Raw genomic sequence first — 17,378 nt, 5'->3', positions numbered from 1 at the left:
ATGTCTGACAGCGCGTTCCCGACACGGCCGGCCGCGACCGGCCGCCGCCTACGGCGCCCCCCACGGATCGACGCATTCACGGTGCACTGCGTTCGGCGTGCCGTGGCACTGCCCCTGGTGCTTCTTGGGGCGTTGCTGGGCGCTGCCTTCGTCGTCTGGTCTACGTCGGCGGTCGCTCCCGGCTGGCTCCTGGTCGGCCTGGTCTGCGGGCTGACCGCAGTCGCGCTGGTGGCGGCCGAGGGAGTGCGAACGACCGCAATTGCCGTGCAGACGGCCGCCGAGAAGTGGCGGGCAGCGGAGTTGACGCGGGTCGCGGGAGTTGCGGCGGCGATCGAGAAGTCGGTGCAGTGGTCGGCGGACGAGCTGTGCCGAGGGGCACGGCCGCCGCTGCCGGACAGGCAGATGCTGCAGTCGGCCAGCCCGACTGCAGAGATCGACAAGGCGTTGAGCGCGCTCCAGGTGGAGGCCGTCGCCGCGCTGATACGCGTGCACGACGAGTCCCAGTCCGTCGTCCTTCTGGAAGTGCTGCGCCGTCTGGCCATGCGGGAGCACGCCCTGGTCGGGAAGGCCCTGGAGGCGCTCAGTCAGCTGGAGAGGCAGACCGACGACCCTGAGCTGCTGTCGAAGATCTTCGAGATCGATCACCTCGTGACGCGGATGCGTCGTCAGGTGGAGAGTACGGCGGTGCTGGGCGGGCAGTCCTTGCGCAATGTGCGCCAGCCGGTTCCTGTCACGACCGCGCTGCGCGGTGCGATGTCCGAAGTGGTGCAGTACCCGCGGGTGGCGGTCGCGGCCGGTTCCGTCGGTGGCGAGTTGGGCCTTCCGGGGCACGTGGGGCCGGATCTGACGCACCTGCTGGCCGAGCTGATCGAGAACGCCTGCGAGTGCTCGGATCCGGCGATGAAGGTGATGGTGCGCGCGCAGCGGGTGGCGAACGGGCTGGCCGTCGAGGTCGAGGACCGGGCCATCCGTATGCATCCGCAGACGCGCGCACAAATGAACCGGCTGCTCCAAGCGCCCGACGAGGTCGATGTCAGCGGCCAGGTACGAGCAGGCCAGCTCGGCTTGCTGGTCGCCGCGAAAATCGCTCAGTCTCATGGGCTGTCCGTTGTCCTGCAGGAGAACGTGACGGGAGGCACCACTGCTCTGGTCGTCATTCCGGCGCGGCTCCTCGTAGCAATTGATCCTGTCGGGGACACGGGCATCCGCCACAGCAGCACGGGCTTCTCCGCGCCCCCGCCGCCGAGGCAGGCTGCCGCAGCGACGGTCACGCCCTCGACAGGCCAGGTCACACGACCGATCGCTATGGGGGCACCGGGAGCCGACGAGTCGGAGCACTCTGCGGATGCTCCCCCCCTTCCCACACGCAGGCGTCAGGCCGGCTCGTTCCGTCCACCCCGTGAGCGGGAGCAAGCCCCTGCGACCGCGGCCTCGCCAGGACTCGCAGCCGCATTCCGTAGCGGGATCGAGGCCGGCGGGACCGGTGGCTCGCTCCCCGCTTCGGCGGAGCAGTCCAGGCCCTGACCATCCCCCTACGCGTTCCCGGTGGCCCGATACATCCGCTGGCCCTTCCCCCTTCTGGAGCGATCCCTATGAGCACACACCCTGAGATGAACACCGTGACCAACGTCGCGCCCGGATCCGAGGCATCAGCGAGCGGCCAGCGTGAGGACATGGCCTGGCTGCTGCGCCAGTTCGCCGCCGAGGTTCCCGGCGTGACGCACGCCGTCCTGCTGTCGCGGGACGGGCTGAGGCTGCTCGACAGCGAGGTCAACAAGGACTGGGCGGACGAACTGTCGGCCGCGCTCAGCGGAGTGGCCTCCCTCGCATCGAACATCACCGGCCCCAGCCACCAGAAGCGGCCGGCGAGGCAGGTCGTCATCGAGCGAGACGACTGCCTGTTCTTCGTCCAAAGCGCCGGTCGCAGCACAGCCTTCGACAACCACCCCGGCAACGAACGCGGTGTGGTGGACACCGTCCTCGCCGTCATCGCTACCCCCGACGCCGACGCCGGCACCGCGGGGTTCGAAATGGGGCGCCTGGTGCAGAAGTTCGCCCCCTACATGCAGATCCCCGTCCGCGTCGGCACGGGCGATGAGGTCCGGTGAGCACACCCGGCGGCACGGCCGAGGATTCAACGTTCGTCCGGACCTACACGCTGACGCGCGGGCGCACCCGACCGTCGCACCTGCTGGGCCTGGAAACCGTCCTCGATGCCGGACCTGGGCGGCCTGGCCCAGGTCAGGCAGAGGAATGCGAAGAGATCCTCGCGTTGTGCCGGGAGCATCGGCGTTCGGTAACCGAGCTTGCCGGGCGGCTCGGCCGCCCCGTCACCACCGTCAAGATCCTCATCTCGGACCTCCTGGACGCCAACGCCCTGGTCGTCCCCGTCACCGCCCCCTATGCCACATCCGATGCGGACGCGGATGCGGATACACGTCCCTCCCCCCAACTGCTGGCGGCCCTATCTGCGGGCCTGAAAAGGAAGTGGCCCGATGCCATCGCCTACTCCCAGGCCGGATAACCCGGCTGTGGGCCTGCGGACTCCGCCAAGCCCGGAGGCCGGTGGTGCACCCACGGTACTGAAGGTGGTGATCGCCGGTGGCTTCGGCGCGGGCAAGACCACCGCCGTGGGCGTCGTCAGTGAGATCACGCCGCTGAGCACGGAGGAGTACCTGACCGAGGCGAGCGAGGAGGTGGACAGCCTGTACGGCGTCGAGGCCAAGCAGACCACCACGGTCGCCTTCGACTTCGGCCGCCTCAGCCTGCCCGACGCGCTCGTGCCCCTGGAACTGTTCCTGTTCGGCGCACCCGGCCAGGACCGATTCGTCGACCTCTGGTACGACCTCTCCCGCGGAGCCGTCGGCGCGGTCGTCCTCGTCGACACCCGCCGCCTGGAAAGCAGCTTCGCCCCCATCGGCTTCTTCGAGGACATCGGCCTGCCCTTTGTCGTCGCCCTGAACCAGTTCGACGGAGCCCACGGCTACCACCCCGAACAGGTCCGCACTGCCCTCGAACTCCCCTACTCCGTACCGGTGGTCACCTGCGACGCCCGCGATCCGAACCACGTCGCCGGCGTCCTGCTGACCCTTGTCGACCACGCCGAGAACGCACCGGCGGACCCCGACCGCCTCACATCCACTACCACCCTCCAGGACGCCTGATGGCATATCAGCCCAACGATCCGCAACCCGTATCTCAGACCGCCCCGCCCACGCTGTCTCCGCCGCGACGCAACATGCGGGAGACCGCCCCGGGACAGTCGGTCTCGGTCAGCGCAGCCGCGACCGGCCCGCAGGACCAGCCAGCCGCCGAACTGACGCGGCGGTACGAGCTGCTCAAGCGCCTGGGCGTGACCACCGCAGCCAACGAGGACTGCGACGACCTGGCCCGCGGCATGGCCACGCAGGCCGGATTCCTCTACGGGTTCGTCAACCTGTTCCTGGAGGAACAGACCTTCGTCGGGCTGCACCAGCCGCCCGCCGATAGCGGGTATGTCATCGTCGGCCGCACCATGAGCCGCGACCACGGCTGGTGCCCGGAGGTCATGTCCCGCAGAAAGGCCCTCCCGCTGCACGACGTGCACGCCAGCCCCCGCTTCAGCGGCAACGCGGTGGTCGACGCCGTCGGTATCCGCTCCTACTTCGGCGCCCCGCTCATCCACGACAGCGGCACCGTGCTGGGCACGGTGTGCGTCATCGACCCCGAGAAGCGGCCCCTGGCCGAGGCGCGACGACTGCGGGACATCGTCATCAACGCCAGTGCGCAGGTGATGGACCACATCGCCCGCGCCCCCGTCCGCTAGAGCGTTCCCCCCACCCGCTCCGCGTTGCGACCTTCACCCAGGGAGAGGGAGACCATGTCCGCCACACCTACCGCACCGCCGCCTTCGCTGCGTCCCTACCTCACCGCCCGCCACGACCTGCTGTGGCAGGAGGCGGACGCCTTCGCGGCCGAACACATCGCGCCGCGCGCTGCACGGATGGAGGCCGCCCCGGACAAGGTGGAGCGCAAGGCCGCCGACCTGATGGCCGCCCGGGGCTGGTTCGCCGTCACCGTCCCGGCCGCCTTCGGCGGACTCGACGACGGGCACGTGGCCAGGACGATCATGATCCACCGCATCGCGCGAGTCTCGGCGGCTGCCGCGGCCATCCTGCAAGCGACCCTGATCCCCGTCGGCGCCCTGCTGCACTTCGCCACCTACGAGCAGAAGGGCCGCTGGCTGCCCCGGGTCGCGGACGGTTCCCTGCTGCTGTCGATCGCCGTAACCGAACCACTCGCCGGCGGACACATCGGCGGCATCGCAACCACCGCCGAACGCAATGGCCACGAGTGGGTGATCACCGGCAGCAAGATCCACATCGGCAACAGCCACCTCGCTGGCTCCCACCTCGTCGTCGCCCGCACCTCCGAGCCCGGCGTGAGTACCTCCCAGGCGCTGACCGCGTTCATGGTCGAAGCTGACCGCCCCGGCCTGTCCGTCCCCGGCCACCAACCCGCTCTCGGCTTGCACGGCTTCTCCGCCGGCCGCCTCGACCTCGACCACGTGCGCGTTCCCGAGGACAACATGGTCGGCGAAGTCGGCCAGGGCCTGGCTGTGTCCCAGAGCAGCAGCATCCTGTACGGCCGCCCCAACCTGGCCGCTGTCAGCCTCGGCGTCCACGAGGCCGTCGTGGAGACCACCACCACGCGGCTCAAGACCCGCCCCCGCTACCGGGGCACCCTGTCCGACCTGCCCGTTCTGCGGGACCGCGTCGGCGCCATGGAGGCCCGACTGCGCGCCGGCCGGATACTCGCCTACCAGGCGGTGCACCTTCTCGACCAGGGCCTGCCCTGCGACGCCGACCTGATCAACTCCAAGTACCTCGGCCACCAGTGGGCCGCGCAGTCCGCCCAGGACGCGATGGAGCTGCACGGCGCCCACGCCCTCGACGGCGAGTACGTCCTCCAGCGCTTGTGGCGCGACATCCAGCACACCTACCCACCGGCCGGCACCGGCGAAATTCAGCGAATACGCCTGGCGGACGCCGCTTTCGACGAGGACCACATCCAGTGGTCCGAACGCCTGGCCGCCGAGGCCGCTTGGGCCCGCCACGGCCCGACCGCCGCCTAGACCCCCGTGCGCGGCAGCCCGTGGATGCGCACCGCCGCGCACGGGTCCGTGCCGCCGGCCCCGTCCCCCGCGGGGACCGGCGGCACCTCCCCCAGTGACTGTCCATCCCAGCCGAGAAGGAGCCATCGTGACCCTGTCCGAAACGACCAGCGCACCCATCACTCCGCTGACGCCGACCCTTCTCCGCGTCGCCCAGCACCTGGCATGCGGCCTCGCGCCGAAGGAGATCGGCACGCAGACCGGGCTGTCGACCGAAACCGTCCGCCAATACATGCGCGACATCCGCGAAAGCCTTCACTGCCCGCCGCGCTGCAAGCTCCCGGTGATCGTGCACCGCCTGTTCGCCACCCAGCAGGTGGCCGTCCCCACGGCCGACAGGCCGGCGCCCCAGCTCCGTCCCGAGGACCTGCTGCTGCTACGAGCCGTCGCCGAGCACAGCGACCCCCGCGGCATCGCCCTCGCCGCCAAGCTCGCCCCCGCCGACCTGCGCGCCGCGCTCGATCAGCTGCTCGCCGACACGGGCGCCAAGGACAGCACCCAGCTGGTGATCCTGGCGCACGGCTGGAACCTGCTGCCGGCTGAGCCGACGCGCGTCGGAGCGAGCCAGTGAACCGGCACCCGGCCTCCACGGCCGACCAGGGCCGGCCAACTGCGGCACCCTTCACCACGGCGCCCCTGGTCGCCGTGTACGAGATGCGCACGTTACGCACGGACGCCGAGCGCGAGGAAGCCGCCGCCCTCGTCCAGGACCGCCAGCGCTGGCTCACCCTGCGCGGCCTCCCCGTGCCCGCTCAAGCCGACGTACCGGCCCTCTTCCGAGGCCCGGAGACGAGGCCGGCCGGGCTGTTCGAGGACGGGAAGCTGCTGGCCTGCCTGATCCCCCAACGCGACCCCGGTCTCGGCTGGGGCGAAGGCCCCTGCCTCTTCCTCGGCTGCGTCCACACCCTGCCCGACCACCCCGACGACATCACGCGGCTGATCACCCTTTGGGCCTCCGACTTCGCCGCCCGGCAGGACCTGCCCGCCGTACGCGCCGAGGCCCTCACTCACCACCCCCTGGACGCCGACCCCATCGCCGCCCTTCTGCGGCGGCTCACCGACATGGGCTGGAACATCCGAGGTTCAGGCACAGGACGCGAGGGTGACCGAGTCGCCCGCCTCGAACTCGCCGCCGAGCACCGGTCCAGGCTGAGCTCCCTCATCGCCTGCCGCGTCCACGCGCCGGAGACGGCCCCGGACGATCGGGGCAGCGCGTGACGACCGCCGCCCCCCAGCGCCCCAACCTCGCCCGCGAACTGATCGCCCGCGCGGTCTCTCGGCGATGACGAACCCGAGCGGACTCCCCTCTGCCCCTCCCACCTCAACGCGGGAGGCCATGTCCACAACCGCGACTCCGCTTGAGGCGATGTCGTCCTCGTTGCCAAATTCACCTCGATGGACGGCGCGATGACGAGGCCGAGATCAGCGCAGGCGGAGCGCAACGAGGTCTTACTCAAGCACCTGGAGACCTTGGAGTGGTCCATCAGCGGCTTCGCCCGCCGAATCGCCGCGCGCTGCGAGGCCATCCACCTGCCCTACACGGTGGTAACGAGTACGGTCTCCCGGTGGTGCAAGGGTGCGACCCCCAGCGACGACCTCGCGGCCACCGCGTGCCACGTGCTGTCCAAGGCCCTGAACCGGGTGGTGACGCCGGAGAGTCTGGGCTGGCCGTCCGACACCGGCTTGGTCGCGGCGCAGTCGCTGGAGTACCTGGATGTCCCTCACGCCGTGCGGATGCTCTCGAAGTTGTGGGCCCTGGACGCGATGCGGCGGCGCAACGTCGTCAAGAGCGCGTTCTCCCCGGGCGTGTTCGGTCCCGCCTCGAGGGAGGCGCTCGTCATGCCGGCCGACGCCGTGCTCGGCGGGCTCGGGCAGCACAAGGTGACCGAAGCGGACATCGACCTCCTCGACGAGCAGACGCGCCTGTACGGCAAGCTCGACTCCCAGCACGGCGGGGGCAAGTTCCGCGGCGTCTTCGCGTCGATGATGGACACGCACGCCACGCCGATGCTGAACGGGACCTTCTCCGCGCGGACCGGGCGCCGACTGTACGGCAGCGTGGTGGACGCCGTCCTCGCGATGGCGTCGATGGCCTACGACGACCAGCTTCCCGGCCTCGCCCAGCGCTACGACCTTCAGGCGATGCGGCTGGCCCAGGCGATCGGCGACCGCGCCCGCATCACCCGGGTCCACATCCACCAAGCCCGGCTTGCGGCAACGCAGGGAGGGCAGACCGACGTGCTCGCGCACGCGCGAAGTGCCGTGCTGGCAGCCAAGGGCGCGCCGCCCTTGGTCAGGGCCTACGCGTGCGTGACCGAGGCCCGGGCCTGGGCGCTCAACGGCCAGGCGGACCAGGTCGTGGCGGCGGTGAAGCAGGCCCGCGAGTTCCTCGTCCGCGCGCAGAGCAGCTCCGGCCCGTCCTGGCTGGAGTGGTTCGATCTGCGTGAGCTGGAGGGACAGGCGGCGTGGGCGTTCGCCGTCGCCGGCCTGGCTGAGCAAGGCGCCCAGGCGCTGAAGGAGGCGTCGGCCCTTCCCTCCGACCGCACCCGCGACACCGTGGAGCTCCTGATCACCGAGGCCGAACTCGCGCGGCTGCGCGGTGACTCGGCCGAGCACACGGCGGCGGCGAGACGTGCCTCCCAGGCGTCACAGCACCTGATGAGCCGACGACTCTCCGAGCGTCTGGACCACCTCAACACGGGCCAGCCGCTACGGGACTTCTGACCTTCCCGGACCGCCGAGGCGCCCCGGCAGCCTGCGGACGAGGCCGCGATGTGACCAGGGCGTCTGGCTCGGTAGCCGGTCAGCCCGCGGGAAAGAGCTCCCGATAGACCGCGTGAGACCGGAAGACGCCGCCGTGGTGTGGGGAGACGAGAGAGCCGCGGTGCTGTCGCCCGTCGGCGGTGTGCAGGACGGCTTGGAGCTGGTAGTCCGGGTGCACGCGGTCGTCGCTGAGGGCGGCCGCGAAGGTGAGCTCCAGGACGTCTCCGGGCTCGACCGGCACGGGGCTGTCGAAGAGCGGCAGGTAGATGGTGGCCCAGTTCGTCTTCATGCGCAGCGCGTCGAGCGGCTCGTCGTCCGGCAAGCACCAGAGGTTGAGCCAGGTGAGCACGCCATCCACGAGGCCGGGCCGCGTGATGGCCAAGCGCGTGGTCCTACGCTGCTGCGTCTGCAGGTCGCCGTTGAAGTCGAGCGCCGCGACGAGCGCGCCCCTGGAGAGCAGTGCGTCGGCGGGCGGCTCCTCGACCCTGAGCCGTACGTCGAAGGGGCTGCCGTGCCAATCGAAGATGCTTTGCAGGTAGGGGAGCGCGGCCTCGGCGAACGCCACGGGCTGGTCGGGGAGCAGGTCGGACAGGCGGACTGCGGCGGCCAGCGTGACCGCACGGTGGGGTATGACCATGCCGCCGGGCTCCATCAGGCGGGTGCGGGCGTCGGCCAGGACGGCGGCCGCGCCTTCGGCGCCGGCGAGGGAGCCGATGATCTCGGCGACGCAGACATCGGCGCGGGGGGCGAAGCGGAGGCCGGTCGACTCGCCGAGCAGGAGCGTGATCCGGTCCGGGGAGGCGAGGGCCAGCAGATTGGCGGCCGCCTTGTGGAACGCGTCCTCGATGACCTCGACGGCTACGGCGTTCCGGGCTCCGGCCTGCACGCCTTCGCGCGCCCAGAGCAGGTCCTGTCCCGTCCCGAGGTCCAGGATCCGCCGATCCGGTGCCAGGTGCGCCAGCGCCGCGCGGAAGCGGCGGTTGCGCTCGTCGTCCGTGGTCATGGTCGTGTAGAGGAAGGGGTCGTAGATCGGGTACTCCCCCACGCTCGGCCACAGGGCGGGGCGGCCATCGCGTCCGGGGCCGGGGTCGACGCGGACGCTCACGGCGTGTCCGGGGATCTCGATGTGCTGGATATCGCGCATGGTTGGCCTTTCGCCGCGAGGTTCGGCGGCGCGCTCGGCTCCGCTGCCTCCGCGGCCGGGCGCGCCACGTGCTGGGTGGTGGGCTCAGATGCCGGCGGTGTGCCAGGTGATCCTGGCGGGGGTGTCGAGCGAACGCCGGTCGGCGACATCGGAGGCGATCCGGGTGCCGACGTACAGCCAGCCCAGGAGCTGTTCGTCGTCGTCGACGCCGAGGTGCTTGCGGACCTGGGGGGCCTGGACGGCGGGGCCGGTGCGCCAGATCGACGCGAAGCCGTGGCTGTGCAGGAGCAGCGAGAGCGTGGTGACCATGCCGGTGGTGGCGGCCAGCTGCTCCCACTCGGGGACCTTCGGGTGGTCGGCCACGGGACGGTGCACGATCGTCAGGAGCAGGGGCGCGCGCAGGGGCTTGGCAGCGGCGCGGCGGGCCTGCTCCGGAGTGTCGGCGGCCTCGGCAAGCGCGTCGCCGAGCCGGGCCCGCTCGTCCCCGCTCACCACGACCAGCCGCCAGGGGCGAAGCCGCCCGTGGTCGGGGGCGGTGGCCGCAGCCTGGACAACGCGTTCCAGGTCGGCGGAGCCGGGGGCGGGCTCGGTCAGCTGGGAGGCGCTGCGTCGGGTGAGGACCGCGTCCAGGACCGGATTCGGGGACCGGGTCATCGGGTCGTCTCCCGGGCCGGGGCGCGCTCGGGATCGTCGTGAGGTGCCGGCGGGGTCATTCGTGGGTCGTCACCGGCCACGCGCCGGAGGATGGGGGCGGTGGCCGCGGTGGTGATGACGGTCATGATCACCAGGAGGGTGAACAGGGTCTCGGTGATGACGCCGGTCTGCAGGCCGATGCCGAGGACGACGAGTTCGGTCAGGCCGCGGCAGTTCATTAGCGTGCCGACGGCGGCCGACCAGCGCCAGTCGGAGCCGGTGAGGCGGGCCGCGCCGGCCGCGCCGCCCCACTTACCGACGACGGCGACGGCGAGGATGGCCGCGCCCCAGCCCCACTGCCCGGCGGGCAGGTTGGAGAAGTCGGTGTGCAGGCCGGCGTCGACGAAGAACAGCGGCAGCAGGAGAGGCAGGACGACGGCGCGGATGCGCGCGGCGCTGCGCTCGACGGCCGGCAGGCCGCGGGGGGCGGCGGCGCCGAACAGGAACGCGCCGAAGGCGGGGTGCACGCCGAGCTGGTCGGTGGCGTAGGCGCTGAGGCACAGTCCGGCGAACAGGAGGGCCAGGACGAGCTCATCGCCGGTGCGGCCGGCGCGTTCGAGCAGGGTGCGCAGCAGGGGGCGTATCAGGGCGAGGGCGACGGCGAAGGCGGCGGTGAGGGCGAGGGTGGTCAGGGCCGAGATGGCGGTGCCGGTGGTGGCCAGGGCGACAGCGACGGTGAGCAGGCACCAGGCGAGGGCGTCGTCGGTGGCGGCGCAGGCCAGGGCGAAGGCGCCCAGGGGCGTGGTCTCCAGGCCGCGGTCGGCGAGGATCCGGGCGAGGACCGGGAAGGCGGTGATGCTCAGGGCGACGGCGACGAACAGGGTGAACGGCAGTCGCCCGACGCCGTCGGGGCCGAAGTGCGGGTAGAGGGCAGCGGCCAGCGCGGCTCCGAGGGCCATGGGGAGCAGGAGTCCGGTGAGGCTGACCGCGGCGACGGCGCCGCGGGTGGTGCGCAGGCTGCGCAGGTCGAGTTCGAGTCCGATCAGGAAGAGGAACGCCATCAGGCCGAGGTTGCCCAGGGCGGAGGTGACGGGCAGGACCGAGGGGGGCAGGAGGTGGTGCTGGACGGTGGGGGCGAGCCAGCCGAGCAGTGAGGGGCCGAGCAGGATTCCGGCCAGTACCTCGCCGATGACCGGCGGCTGGCCGAGCAGCCGGACGGCGCGCCCGCCGACCTGGCAGGCGAGGACCACGACCGGGACGGCGAGGAGCACGGGCAGCAGCGGGTCGGACACGACAGCTCCAGGAGTCGGGCGAAGGACCGCACGGCGCGCGGCATGGCGGCAGGGGGACGGGGCGGGAGGGATCAGGCGCGGGTCAGCGGCAGGGTGGTGCAGCGCAGCGAGCCAGGGATCCGGGTGACCTCGTGGTAGTCGACGGTGAGGACCTCGAGTCCGCGTGCGGCGAGCTGCTCCGTGATGCGGTCGCTGCCGGCGGCGACGATCACGGTGTCCGGGGCGATCGCCAGGACGTTGGCTTGGACGGCGCGCGCTTCCGCGCTGGTGATGTCGATGAGGTCGAAGTGCTGCGCGAACCAGGCCAGTTCGGCGGGCGGGAAGACGGCGCGGTGGATGAGGGCGGTGCCGGGCGCGACGATGGTGAAGTGGTCGTCGAGGTGGACGATGCCGCGGGTGGCGAAGCGGACCTGGCGGACCTCGCGGTCGACGCCGTGGTGGGCGAGCGCCCGCTGCAGCCCCTCCACGCCGGCGGGGGAGGTCTCCTCGCCGAGGCCGACCAGGACGGTGCCGGTGTGCAGGGCGACGTCGCCGCCTTCGATGGTGCCCTCGTCCAGGTGGGCGATGTGCGGGGCGCTGGTCAGCAGCGGGGCGAGCGAGTCGGCCTCGGGGCGGCGGTGCGTGGCGTTCAGGCGCGCCATGACCAGGACGTGGTCGATGACGAAGGCGATGTCGCGGGGGTAGTGCTGGACCGGGCAGCCCGGCGCGGCGTCGAGGAGGGTCACCTCGGTGCCGCGGCCGCGGAGGAGGTCGATGAGGGTGTCCTGCTGGGTGCGGACGGTGGCCGGATTATACGGCTGCCAGGAGCTGGTGGTCTTCTGGCGGGTCAGGACGGGGTGGACGTCGAGGCCGTCGAGGTCGGGGGTGACGTCACTCGCGTGGCGCATGGCGACGTGGCGCAGGGCGCCGTACTCGCTGGTGGCGTGCGGGGTGAGCACGATCAACTCTCCTGGGCGGGGTGCGGGACGGGTCGGAGGTGAGCCGGACGCGGCGCAGACGGTCCCAGGAGGGTGCGGGGTCCGGGGGGCGGCAGGATCAGGGCTGCCGGCCCCCGGGAGGTCTCGCGGGTGTCAGCCGACGGGGCTCTTCTCCGTGGTGTCGGGGACCTGGTCCAGCCAGGCCACGGCGTCGTCGCGGAAGGACTGGTTGACGGGCACGAGATCGGCTCCGCTGGTGTCATCCAGGGCCGTGACGACGATGCCGAGCTCGGGGACGTCCTTGTCGATCGCCGCGAGGCGACTGCCGCAATTCGGGCAGAAGCCGCGCTGGGCCTCACCCTCGAACGTGGTGTACCAGGTCGGCTCGACGCCGTTCGTCCAGATGACGTTCTCCGGGGCGAAGCCGGCCCACCACATCATCGGGCCGCCCCCGAGGCGCTTGCAGTGCGGGCAGCTGCAGGTGTGCGGGTAGACGGCCTCGCCCTTGACGGTGAAACGGATCTTTCCGCACAGGCATCCGCCGGTGCGCTTCTGGGCGGCGGGGACGATGTCGGGGGTGGCGTTCATCAGTTCATCTCCGAAGCACGGTGGGCGAGTTGAGCCCACCAGTTTGTCATTCCCTCCATGATCGTCAGCCATCCGTCGAGAGCCTGGGGCAGGTCGATGTGGAAGAGTTCACTCTCCTTGATGAACCGGGCCAGGCCCTCGATGTGGGCGGCCTCGACGCTCATGCCGCCGACCTGGGCGGCCTCATGCCCCTCGTCGAGGTGGAGGTCGTAGTAGTACTTCAGGGCCTTGAGCTCGCCGCCGCTGCCGGCGCCGGTCAGCTCGCCGTAGCGGTTGGTGATGTCGCGCAGGATCTCGGTCTCGGCGATCGCCACGGCCTCGGTGGCGTAGTAGGCGCCGGCGATGAGGCTGGACATGTGCGAACCGACCATCCACTGGTGGAGATTGACCAGCGTCTCGGTCTCCGGGGCGGGCACGTGTCCGTTGACGAGCAGGCCGAGGTCGGACAGGAGCGCATTGGTGTAGAGGACGTAGTGCGCGGGCACCTTGCCGCGCTCGCCGCCCTCCTCCAGGTGGTTGCGGCGCAGCTCGTGGGCGAGCTCGGGGCAGTGGCCCTCCACGGCGGCGGCGGCCGCCTTGAGGTACTGGGCGTTGTAGCGGGCGAACACCGAGAGCTCCTCGATGTACATCCGGGCCTGGCGCTCGTTGAGGTCGGCGGCGCCGACCTTCTCGGCAATCCGCGCGTACACCCACTCGACCAGCGGAGCCAGGTGCTTGGTGACCAGGGCGGTGCCAGAGGTGAAGTTGCCCAGCAGGGTGCCGTTTACGGCGCTCTGCGTCTCGGGGTGGGTCTTCAAGTAGGCGTGGACGAGGCTGTTGTCGGGGGTCATGCGTCGGCGTCCTTGGTGTCGGAGGGGCGGGGGGTCAAGTGCAGGCCGCCGGTGGCGCCCAGGGCGCGGACGGCCGTCAGGAGCTCGGCGTTGGCGGGCAGGACGAGGTTGTCGCCGCGGTTGAGGGCGGTGACGGTGTCCCGGTCCAGGCCCGCGCCGTCGAGGGCGACCCCCGGCTGGTGGCCGCGCAGCAGGACCTGGTGGGAGTCGCCGTCGTCGTCGAGGAGGGTGGTGACCTGGTAGGGGGCGATCAGGCGGATGACGGCGCCCGGGGTGACCTGCTCGGGGTCGAAGGCGTCCGCGACTTCCTGGCGGGAGAGGTCGCCCTCGACGAGCTCCCAGCCGCCGTTGCTCAGCAGCGTGGCCCACCGCTGCTCGGTGTGCTCGCGGGCCGCGGAGCGGACGTGGTCGGCGGCGATGGTGAGGAGTTCGCGGCCGACGCCGGCCAGCCGGTCGGCGACGGCGCCGGGCCCGGCGGCGGTGTCCGCCATCGCGGAGGGCTCGTTGAGCGGGTCGTCGGGCCCGTCGCCGGCCAGGGCGGCGAGGACGTCCGGGATGATGCGGCTCTGCAGGAGCTGCGCGTACGGATAGGTGTACAGCGGCATGGCCACCGAGACGGAGAAGGTGTCCTGGGTGCCGACGTGGAAGACGCGACGGGGCAGGAAGAGGGCGTCGCCCGGCTCCAGCAGGAAGTGCTCGGCCTGCTCCAGCAGCGCGCGGTAGTCGCCGAAGGTGGGCTCCTTGCCGCCGGTGAGCTTCTCGTACTGCTCGGCGGGCCAGCAGTAGAAGTTCTTGGCGTTCGGGCCGAGGTGGACGAGGAAGGCGTCCTCGTAGCCCTCGTGGATCCCGAAGGCCGTGCCGGCGTAGTTCCCGGCGAAGGCGACCTGTTCGGCGCCGCCCAGCGGCAGGCCCCACCCGTCGATGAGGGTCCTGAGGAAGGTGCCGAGACCGGCGGCGAGGGCGGGGCTGACGGTCTCCAGGTTGTTGATGACCAGGGAGAACCGCTCGGCGCCGGCGAGGTTTTGCATCCACGGCACGAAGGCGTCCACGCCCCCGTCCCAGGTCGGGGCGGTCAGCGCCTGGGGCAGGAGGTCGTCGCGGCGGTCCTCGCCGACGTAGACGCGGGCGTGCGCCTTGATGCCGGTGCCGGCGGTGTGGGCCCGGCGGATGGCTTCGAATCCGGCCAGGACGTCGTCCGGTCCGGCCGCGATCGCGGGGATGATGCCCTTGAACAGGAAGGGCGTAGTCCGCCCGGCGGTGTGGTCGGGGAAGGTGCCGTTCCAGAAGGCACGGTCGGGCGGCCAGGGATAGGCGGTGTCCATCAAGGATCTCCTGACGTCGGGGCGTACAGCCGTGGGGCCGGGCGCGGTGGCGGGGTCAGCTGAGGTAGTCCTCGGGGCCGCCGCGGCGGACGGTGTCGAGGGTGAAACAGTGGAAGCCGCCGCCGAACAGCCGCCTGTGGCGGTGGCGGACGGGGACAACGGTGAACCCACGGCGCTCCAGGACCTCGATCAGCTCCGGGTAGAGGGAGTTGACGACGACGGTGTTCTCGTCGATGGACAGCAGGTTGATGTCCATGTACCGGCTGCCGATGGGGATGACGAAGCCGAGGTCGCTGTAGTCCGGGAAGTTGCTGTCGTCGGTGTCGGGGGCGTAGATCACGTCCCAGGACTGCATGTCCTTGGGCAGGTACTTCAGGTAGGCCGGGGAGCGCAGCAGCATCAGGCCGGGGCGCAGCGGGACCAAGACGCTGTCGATGTGGTTGTCCGCCATGGCGTTCAGGCGGTGGAACCGCAGGCTGGGGAGGTTGTTCCTCAGCCAGCGCAGGGCGAGTTCGTGGTTGTGGTTGGCGACGTTGACCAGGACGTCACGGCCCAGGCGCATGCACTGCGCGCCGTCGAAGACCATCTCCAGGCCCAAGCCCTCGATCGCGCCGGCGCTCTCGCCGTCGGTGGCGCGGCTGACGTCCAGGTCCTGGCTGGTGAAGTAGGAGGTGTCCAGGGAGCCGCGGGCCAGGGCCGGGCGCGGCATGCTCACCCAGTTCGCCCCGCCCCGGTAGTAGCCGTAGAACGCGGGCTTGAGCAGGTCGTTCTCGAAGATCCGAGCCCGGACGTGGGGGGCGGTCTCCACGATGGTGTTGCCGAGGATGATGGTCTGGTCTCGGACGTTGAGCGGCGGGGTGGCCCGGGCGTCCCAGTGCGGGGAGCGGATGTCGACGTCCTTGCCCGGGGCGGCGGGTCGCAGGACCTTCACCCCGCATCCGGTCAGGGCGTCGGCCAGGCCGGCGATGTCCTCGTTGAGCTCGTCGACCAGCTGCGCGGGGATCGGCAGGAGTTCCTCCCCCGTCTGGCTGGTGTGCCCGGCGAGGACGGGGGCGACGTTGTCGTAGAAGAACAGCCGCCACGAGGTGTCGGTGTGGTGGGCGTCGTAGTGGTCGGCGCGGCCGAGGACGACCTCTTCGAGCCGGGTGAACTCGTCGAAGCTGTTCAGGGCCGGCGAGACGGGCGCGGGCTGGGGCATGGTGGGCCGCCTCCTCGGCGGCGGGCGACGGCGCGCCCTCGCCTCCGGCCCGCGAAATGCGCGGCCGGGACGGGGCGGTGCCGTACGAGGTTCGGAGGTCGGGCGAGGACGAGGTCAGGCGGCCGAGGCGTGCCGGGCCCGGGTGCAGACGACCGGGGCGGCGGCGAGACGGGCGATGATGTCCTCGATCACGCACGGCTGGTCGGGGGTGGCACGGCGCCGGAAGAAGTAGCCGGAGCACCATGGCACTTCACCGAAGCGCGGCAGGTGCTCGGCGGCCAGGGCGCGGGCCTCGGGAAGGCGCCGCCAGGGGATCTGCGGGCACCAGTGGTGGATGGGGTGGAACATGTCGTCGAGGTGACCGCCGAGCAGGTGCCGAGTGAGCCAGTGAGAGGTCCAGCCGCGGGTCTGCAGGAGGATGTCGCCGTTCTCGATCAGCCCGGCGTGGTTGCCGAGATCGGTGATCCAGGTGACGACGGGCCGCACCAGGACGAGGGGAAGCAGCCAGTAGAGCAGGAGGTACGGCACGCCGCCCACAGGCCACAGTGCGGCGACGCCCCCCGCCCACAGCACGGTCCTGGCGGCGAGGGCCCGCCAGGTCTCCCCCGGCGCGCGGGTGAGCAGGGTCAGCACCGCGGTCTTCGGCAGCCGCCACAGGGCGTTGCGCACGATGACCCGCAGCACGAAGGCGCGGCGGCTGGGCGCCCGGCCCGCGGCCCGGATGTTGCCGGCGCGGTAGGACTGGAACATCGGGTCGTCGTCGGAGCCGAGCTTGGCGTGGTGGACGTAGTGGCTGCTGCGGTAGGGCTCGAAGCCTTCGCCGAGCAGACCGGTCAGGATGTGCCCGACGACCCGGTTGGCGCGGCGGGTGGCCATGAGCTTGGAGTGCACGCACTCGTGGCCGAGGTTGGACAGGTGACGCTGGCGCACCCCGATGTAGCAGACCGCGAGCAGGGGGCCGGCTACGTGACCGAGGAGATGGCCGGCGATCGCTGCGGCGGCGATCGCCATGAGGTCCCAGGCGACGTCCCACAGAGCGATGGTCGGGCGCCCGCAGAGCTTCTCCAGGTCGGCGACGAGCTCCTGGCCGAGGGCCTTGCGCACAGGGCCGGAGGCTCCGGTGCCGTTGCGGTTCCTGCCGGCGGCGGGGCTGCCCATCAGGTTCTCCAGTCGACGCGGTGCGGATGAGAGCGGGGCCGTACTCCGGCGCGCCCCCGCAGGACGGGCTGCGCGGGCGGCCTGCCGTTGGCGGGCGCGCCGGAGCACGACGAAGAGGTGGATCAGCCGCAGGTCAGGCGGCGACGAGGGCGCTGTCCGGGCGCATGCCGGCCTTCAGGTCGGCGGCGTCCGGGCGCATCCCGAGCTTCAGGTCCGCGGCGTCCGGCCGCATGCCGGCCTTCAGGTCGGCGGCGTCGGGGCGCATCCCGAGCTTCAGGTCCGCGGCGTCGGGGCGCATGCCGGCCTTCAGGTCGGTGTCCGGGGTCATTCCAGCGATAGCGGTCATCGAGTTCTCCCTGCTCGGTCGCGGGTGATCCGCGA

The 17,378-nt window shown here is 71.5% G+C and carries 19 protein-coding genes; 9 read left to right on the top strand and 10 right to left on the bottom strand.

The annotated features are described in order from the left end of the window. From ABT004_RS11195 to ABT004_RS11155, 9 genes are all read left to right on the top strand, one after another. Complete coding sequence (locus tag ABT004_RS11195) at nt 1–1,524, top strand: ATP-binding protein (RefSeq protein ID WP_351334175.1); 1,524 nt, start codon at nt 1–3, stop codon at nt 1,522–1,524. 68 nt (nt 1,525–1,592) lie between these two features. Then, nucleotides 1,593–2,108, top strand: coding sequence for a roadblock/LC7 domain-containing protein (locus ABT004_RS11190; protein WP_351334172.1), 516 nt, complete (start codon nt 1,593–1,595; stop codon nt 2,106–2,108). Beyond that, a complete protein-coding gene (locus ABT004_RS11185; protein ID WP_351334169.1) occupies nt 2,105–2,524 on the top strand; it encodes a DUF742 domain-containing protein in 420 nt (139 codons plus the stop codon). Before ABT004_RS11190 ends, ABT004_RS11185 begins: the two co-directional genes overlap by 4 nt. 67 nt (nt 2,525–2,591) lie before the next feature. Continuing rightward, nucleotides 2,592–3,164 (top strand): GTP-binding protein, encoded by a 573-nt coding sequence (locus ABT004_RS11180; protein WP_351334279.1) that lies wholly within the window; start codon nt 2,592–2,594, stop codon nt 3,162–3,164. Next, nucleotides 3,164–3,805 carry a GAF domain-containing protein gene (locus ABT004_RS11175; RefSeq protein WP_351334167.1) on the top strand — a complete coding sequence of 214 codons (642 nt, stop codon included), beginning with the start codon at nt 3,164–3,166 and terminating at the stop codon, nt 3,803–3,805. The genes ABT004_RS11180 and ABT004_RS11175 overlap by 1 nt, the downstream gene beginning before the upstream one ends. Before the next feature lie 54 nt (nt 3,806–3,859). Next, a complete protein-coding gene (locus tag ABT004_RS11170) occupies nt 3,860–5,113 on the top strand; it encodes an acyl-CoA dehydrogenase family protein (RefSeq protein ID WP_351334164.1) in 1,254 nt (417 codons plus the stop codon). A 127-nt stretch (nt 5,114–5,240) separates the two neighbouring features. Next, nucleotides 5,241–5,723, top strand: coding sequence for a LuxR C-terminal-related transcriptional regulator (locus ABT004_RS11165; protein ID WP_351334162.1), 483 nt, complete (start codon nt 5,241–5,243; stop codon nt 5,721–5,723). Further along, nucleotides 5,720–6,370 (top strand): hypothetical protein, encoded by a 651-nt coding sequence (locus ABT004_RS11160; RefSeq protein WP_351334159.1) that lies wholly within the window; start codon nt 5,720–5,722, stop codon nt 6,368–6,370. The genes ABT004_RS11165 and ABT004_RS11160 overlap by 4 nt, the downstream gene beginning before the upstream one ends. Before the next feature lie 189 nt (nt 6,371–6,559). Then, nucleotides 6,560–7,876: an NsdA family TPR-like regulatory protein gene (locus ABT004_RS11155; RefSeq protein ID WP_351334156.1), complete on the top strand. Its 1,317-nt coding sequence runs from the start codon at nt 6,560–6,562 to the stop codon at nt 7,874–7,876. A 79-nt stretch (nt 7,877–7,955) separates the two neighbouring features. On the opposite strand, the gene ABT004_RS11150 is transcribed toward ABT004_RS11155, so the two are convergent. The 10 genes from ABT004_RS11150 to ABT004_RS11105 form a co-directional block, all read right to left on the bottom strand. Then, the gene (locus ABT004_RS11150) at nt 7,956–9,059 is read right to left on the bottom strand and encodes an SAM-dependent methyltransferase (RefSeq protein WP_351334153.1); all 1,104 of its coding nucleotides are present in this window, start codon (nt 9,057–9,059) and stop codon (nt 7,956–7,958) included. 84 nt (nt 9,060–9,143) lie between these two features. Then, nucleotides 9,144–9,713: a nitroreductase family protein gene (locus ABT004_RS11145; protein WP_351334150.1), complete on the bottom strand. Its 570-nt coding sequence runs from the start codon at nt 9,711–9,713 to the stop codon at nt 9,144–9,146. After that, nucleotides 9,710–10,984, bottom strand: coding sequence for a cation:proton antiporter (locus ABT004_RS11140; protein WP_351334147.1), 1,275 nt, complete (start codon nt 10,982–10,984; stop codon nt 9,710–9,712). Before ABT004_RS11140 ends, ABT004_RS11145 begins: the two co-directional genes overlap by 4 nt. 71 nt (nt 10,985–11,055) lie before the next feature. Next, nucleotides 11,056–11,922 carry a dimethylarginine dimethylaminohydrolase family protein gene (locus ABT004_RS11135; RefSeq protein WP_351334144.1) on the bottom strand — a complete coding sequence of 289 codons (867 nt, stop codon included), beginning with the start codon at nt 11,920–11,922 and terminating at the stop codon, nt 11,056–11,058. A 132-nt stretch (nt 11,923–12,054) separates the two neighbouring features. After that, nucleotides 12,055–12,489, bottom strand: a complete 435-nt coding sequence (locus tag ABT004_RS11130) for a GFA family protein (protein WP_351334142.1) — start codon at nt 12,487–12,489, stop codon at nt 12,055–12,057. Then, nucleotides 12,489–13,319, bottom strand: coding sequence for a DUF3865 domain-containing protein (locus ABT004_RS11125; protein ID WP_351334139.1), 831 nt, complete (start codon nt 13,317–13,319; stop codon nt 12,489–12,491). The genes ABT004_RS11130 and ABT004_RS11125 overlap by 1 nt, the downstream gene beginning before the upstream one ends. Further along, nucleotides 13,316–14,641, bottom strand: a complete 1,326-nt coding sequence (locus tag ABT004_RS11120; protein WP_351334137.1) for a JmjC domain-containing protein — start codon at nt 14,639–14,641, stop codon at nt 13,316–13,318. The genes ABT004_RS11125 and ABT004_RS11120 overlap by 4 nt, the downstream gene beginning before the upstream one ends. Nucleotides 14,642–14,696: 55 nt before the next feature. Further along, nucleotides 14,697–15,839: an inosamine-phosphate amidinotransferase 1 gene (locus ABT004_RS11115; RefSeq protein WP_351334134.1), complete on the bottom strand. Its 1,143-nt coding sequence runs from the start codon at nt 15,837–15,839 to the stop codon at nt 14,697–14,699. A gap of 114 nt (nt 15,840–15,953) precedes the next feature. After that, nucleotides 15,954–16,997, bottom strand: a complete 1,044-nt coding sequence (locus tag ABT004_RS11110) for a fatty acid desaturase family protein (protein WP_351334132.1) — start codon at nt 16,995–16,997, stop codon at nt 15,954–15,956. Nucleotides 16,998–17,130: 133 nt separating this feature from the next. Continuing rightward, entirely contained in the window at nt 17,131–17,343 is a 213-nt protein-coding gene (locus ABT004_RS11105) for a hypothetical protein (RefSeq protein ID WP_351334129.1), read from the bottom strand. Nucleotides 17,344–17,378: the final 35 nt, after the last annotated feature.

Source organism: Streptomyces sp. NPDC002790, from assembly GCF_040295505.1.
Taxonomy (GTDB): domain Bacteria; phylum Actinomycetota; class Actinomycetes; order Streptomycetales; family Streptomycetaceae; genus Streptomyces.
The sequence above is the reverse complement of the archived record's forward strand: the minus strand, read 5'-3'. Positions and strand labels throughout refer to the sequence as shown.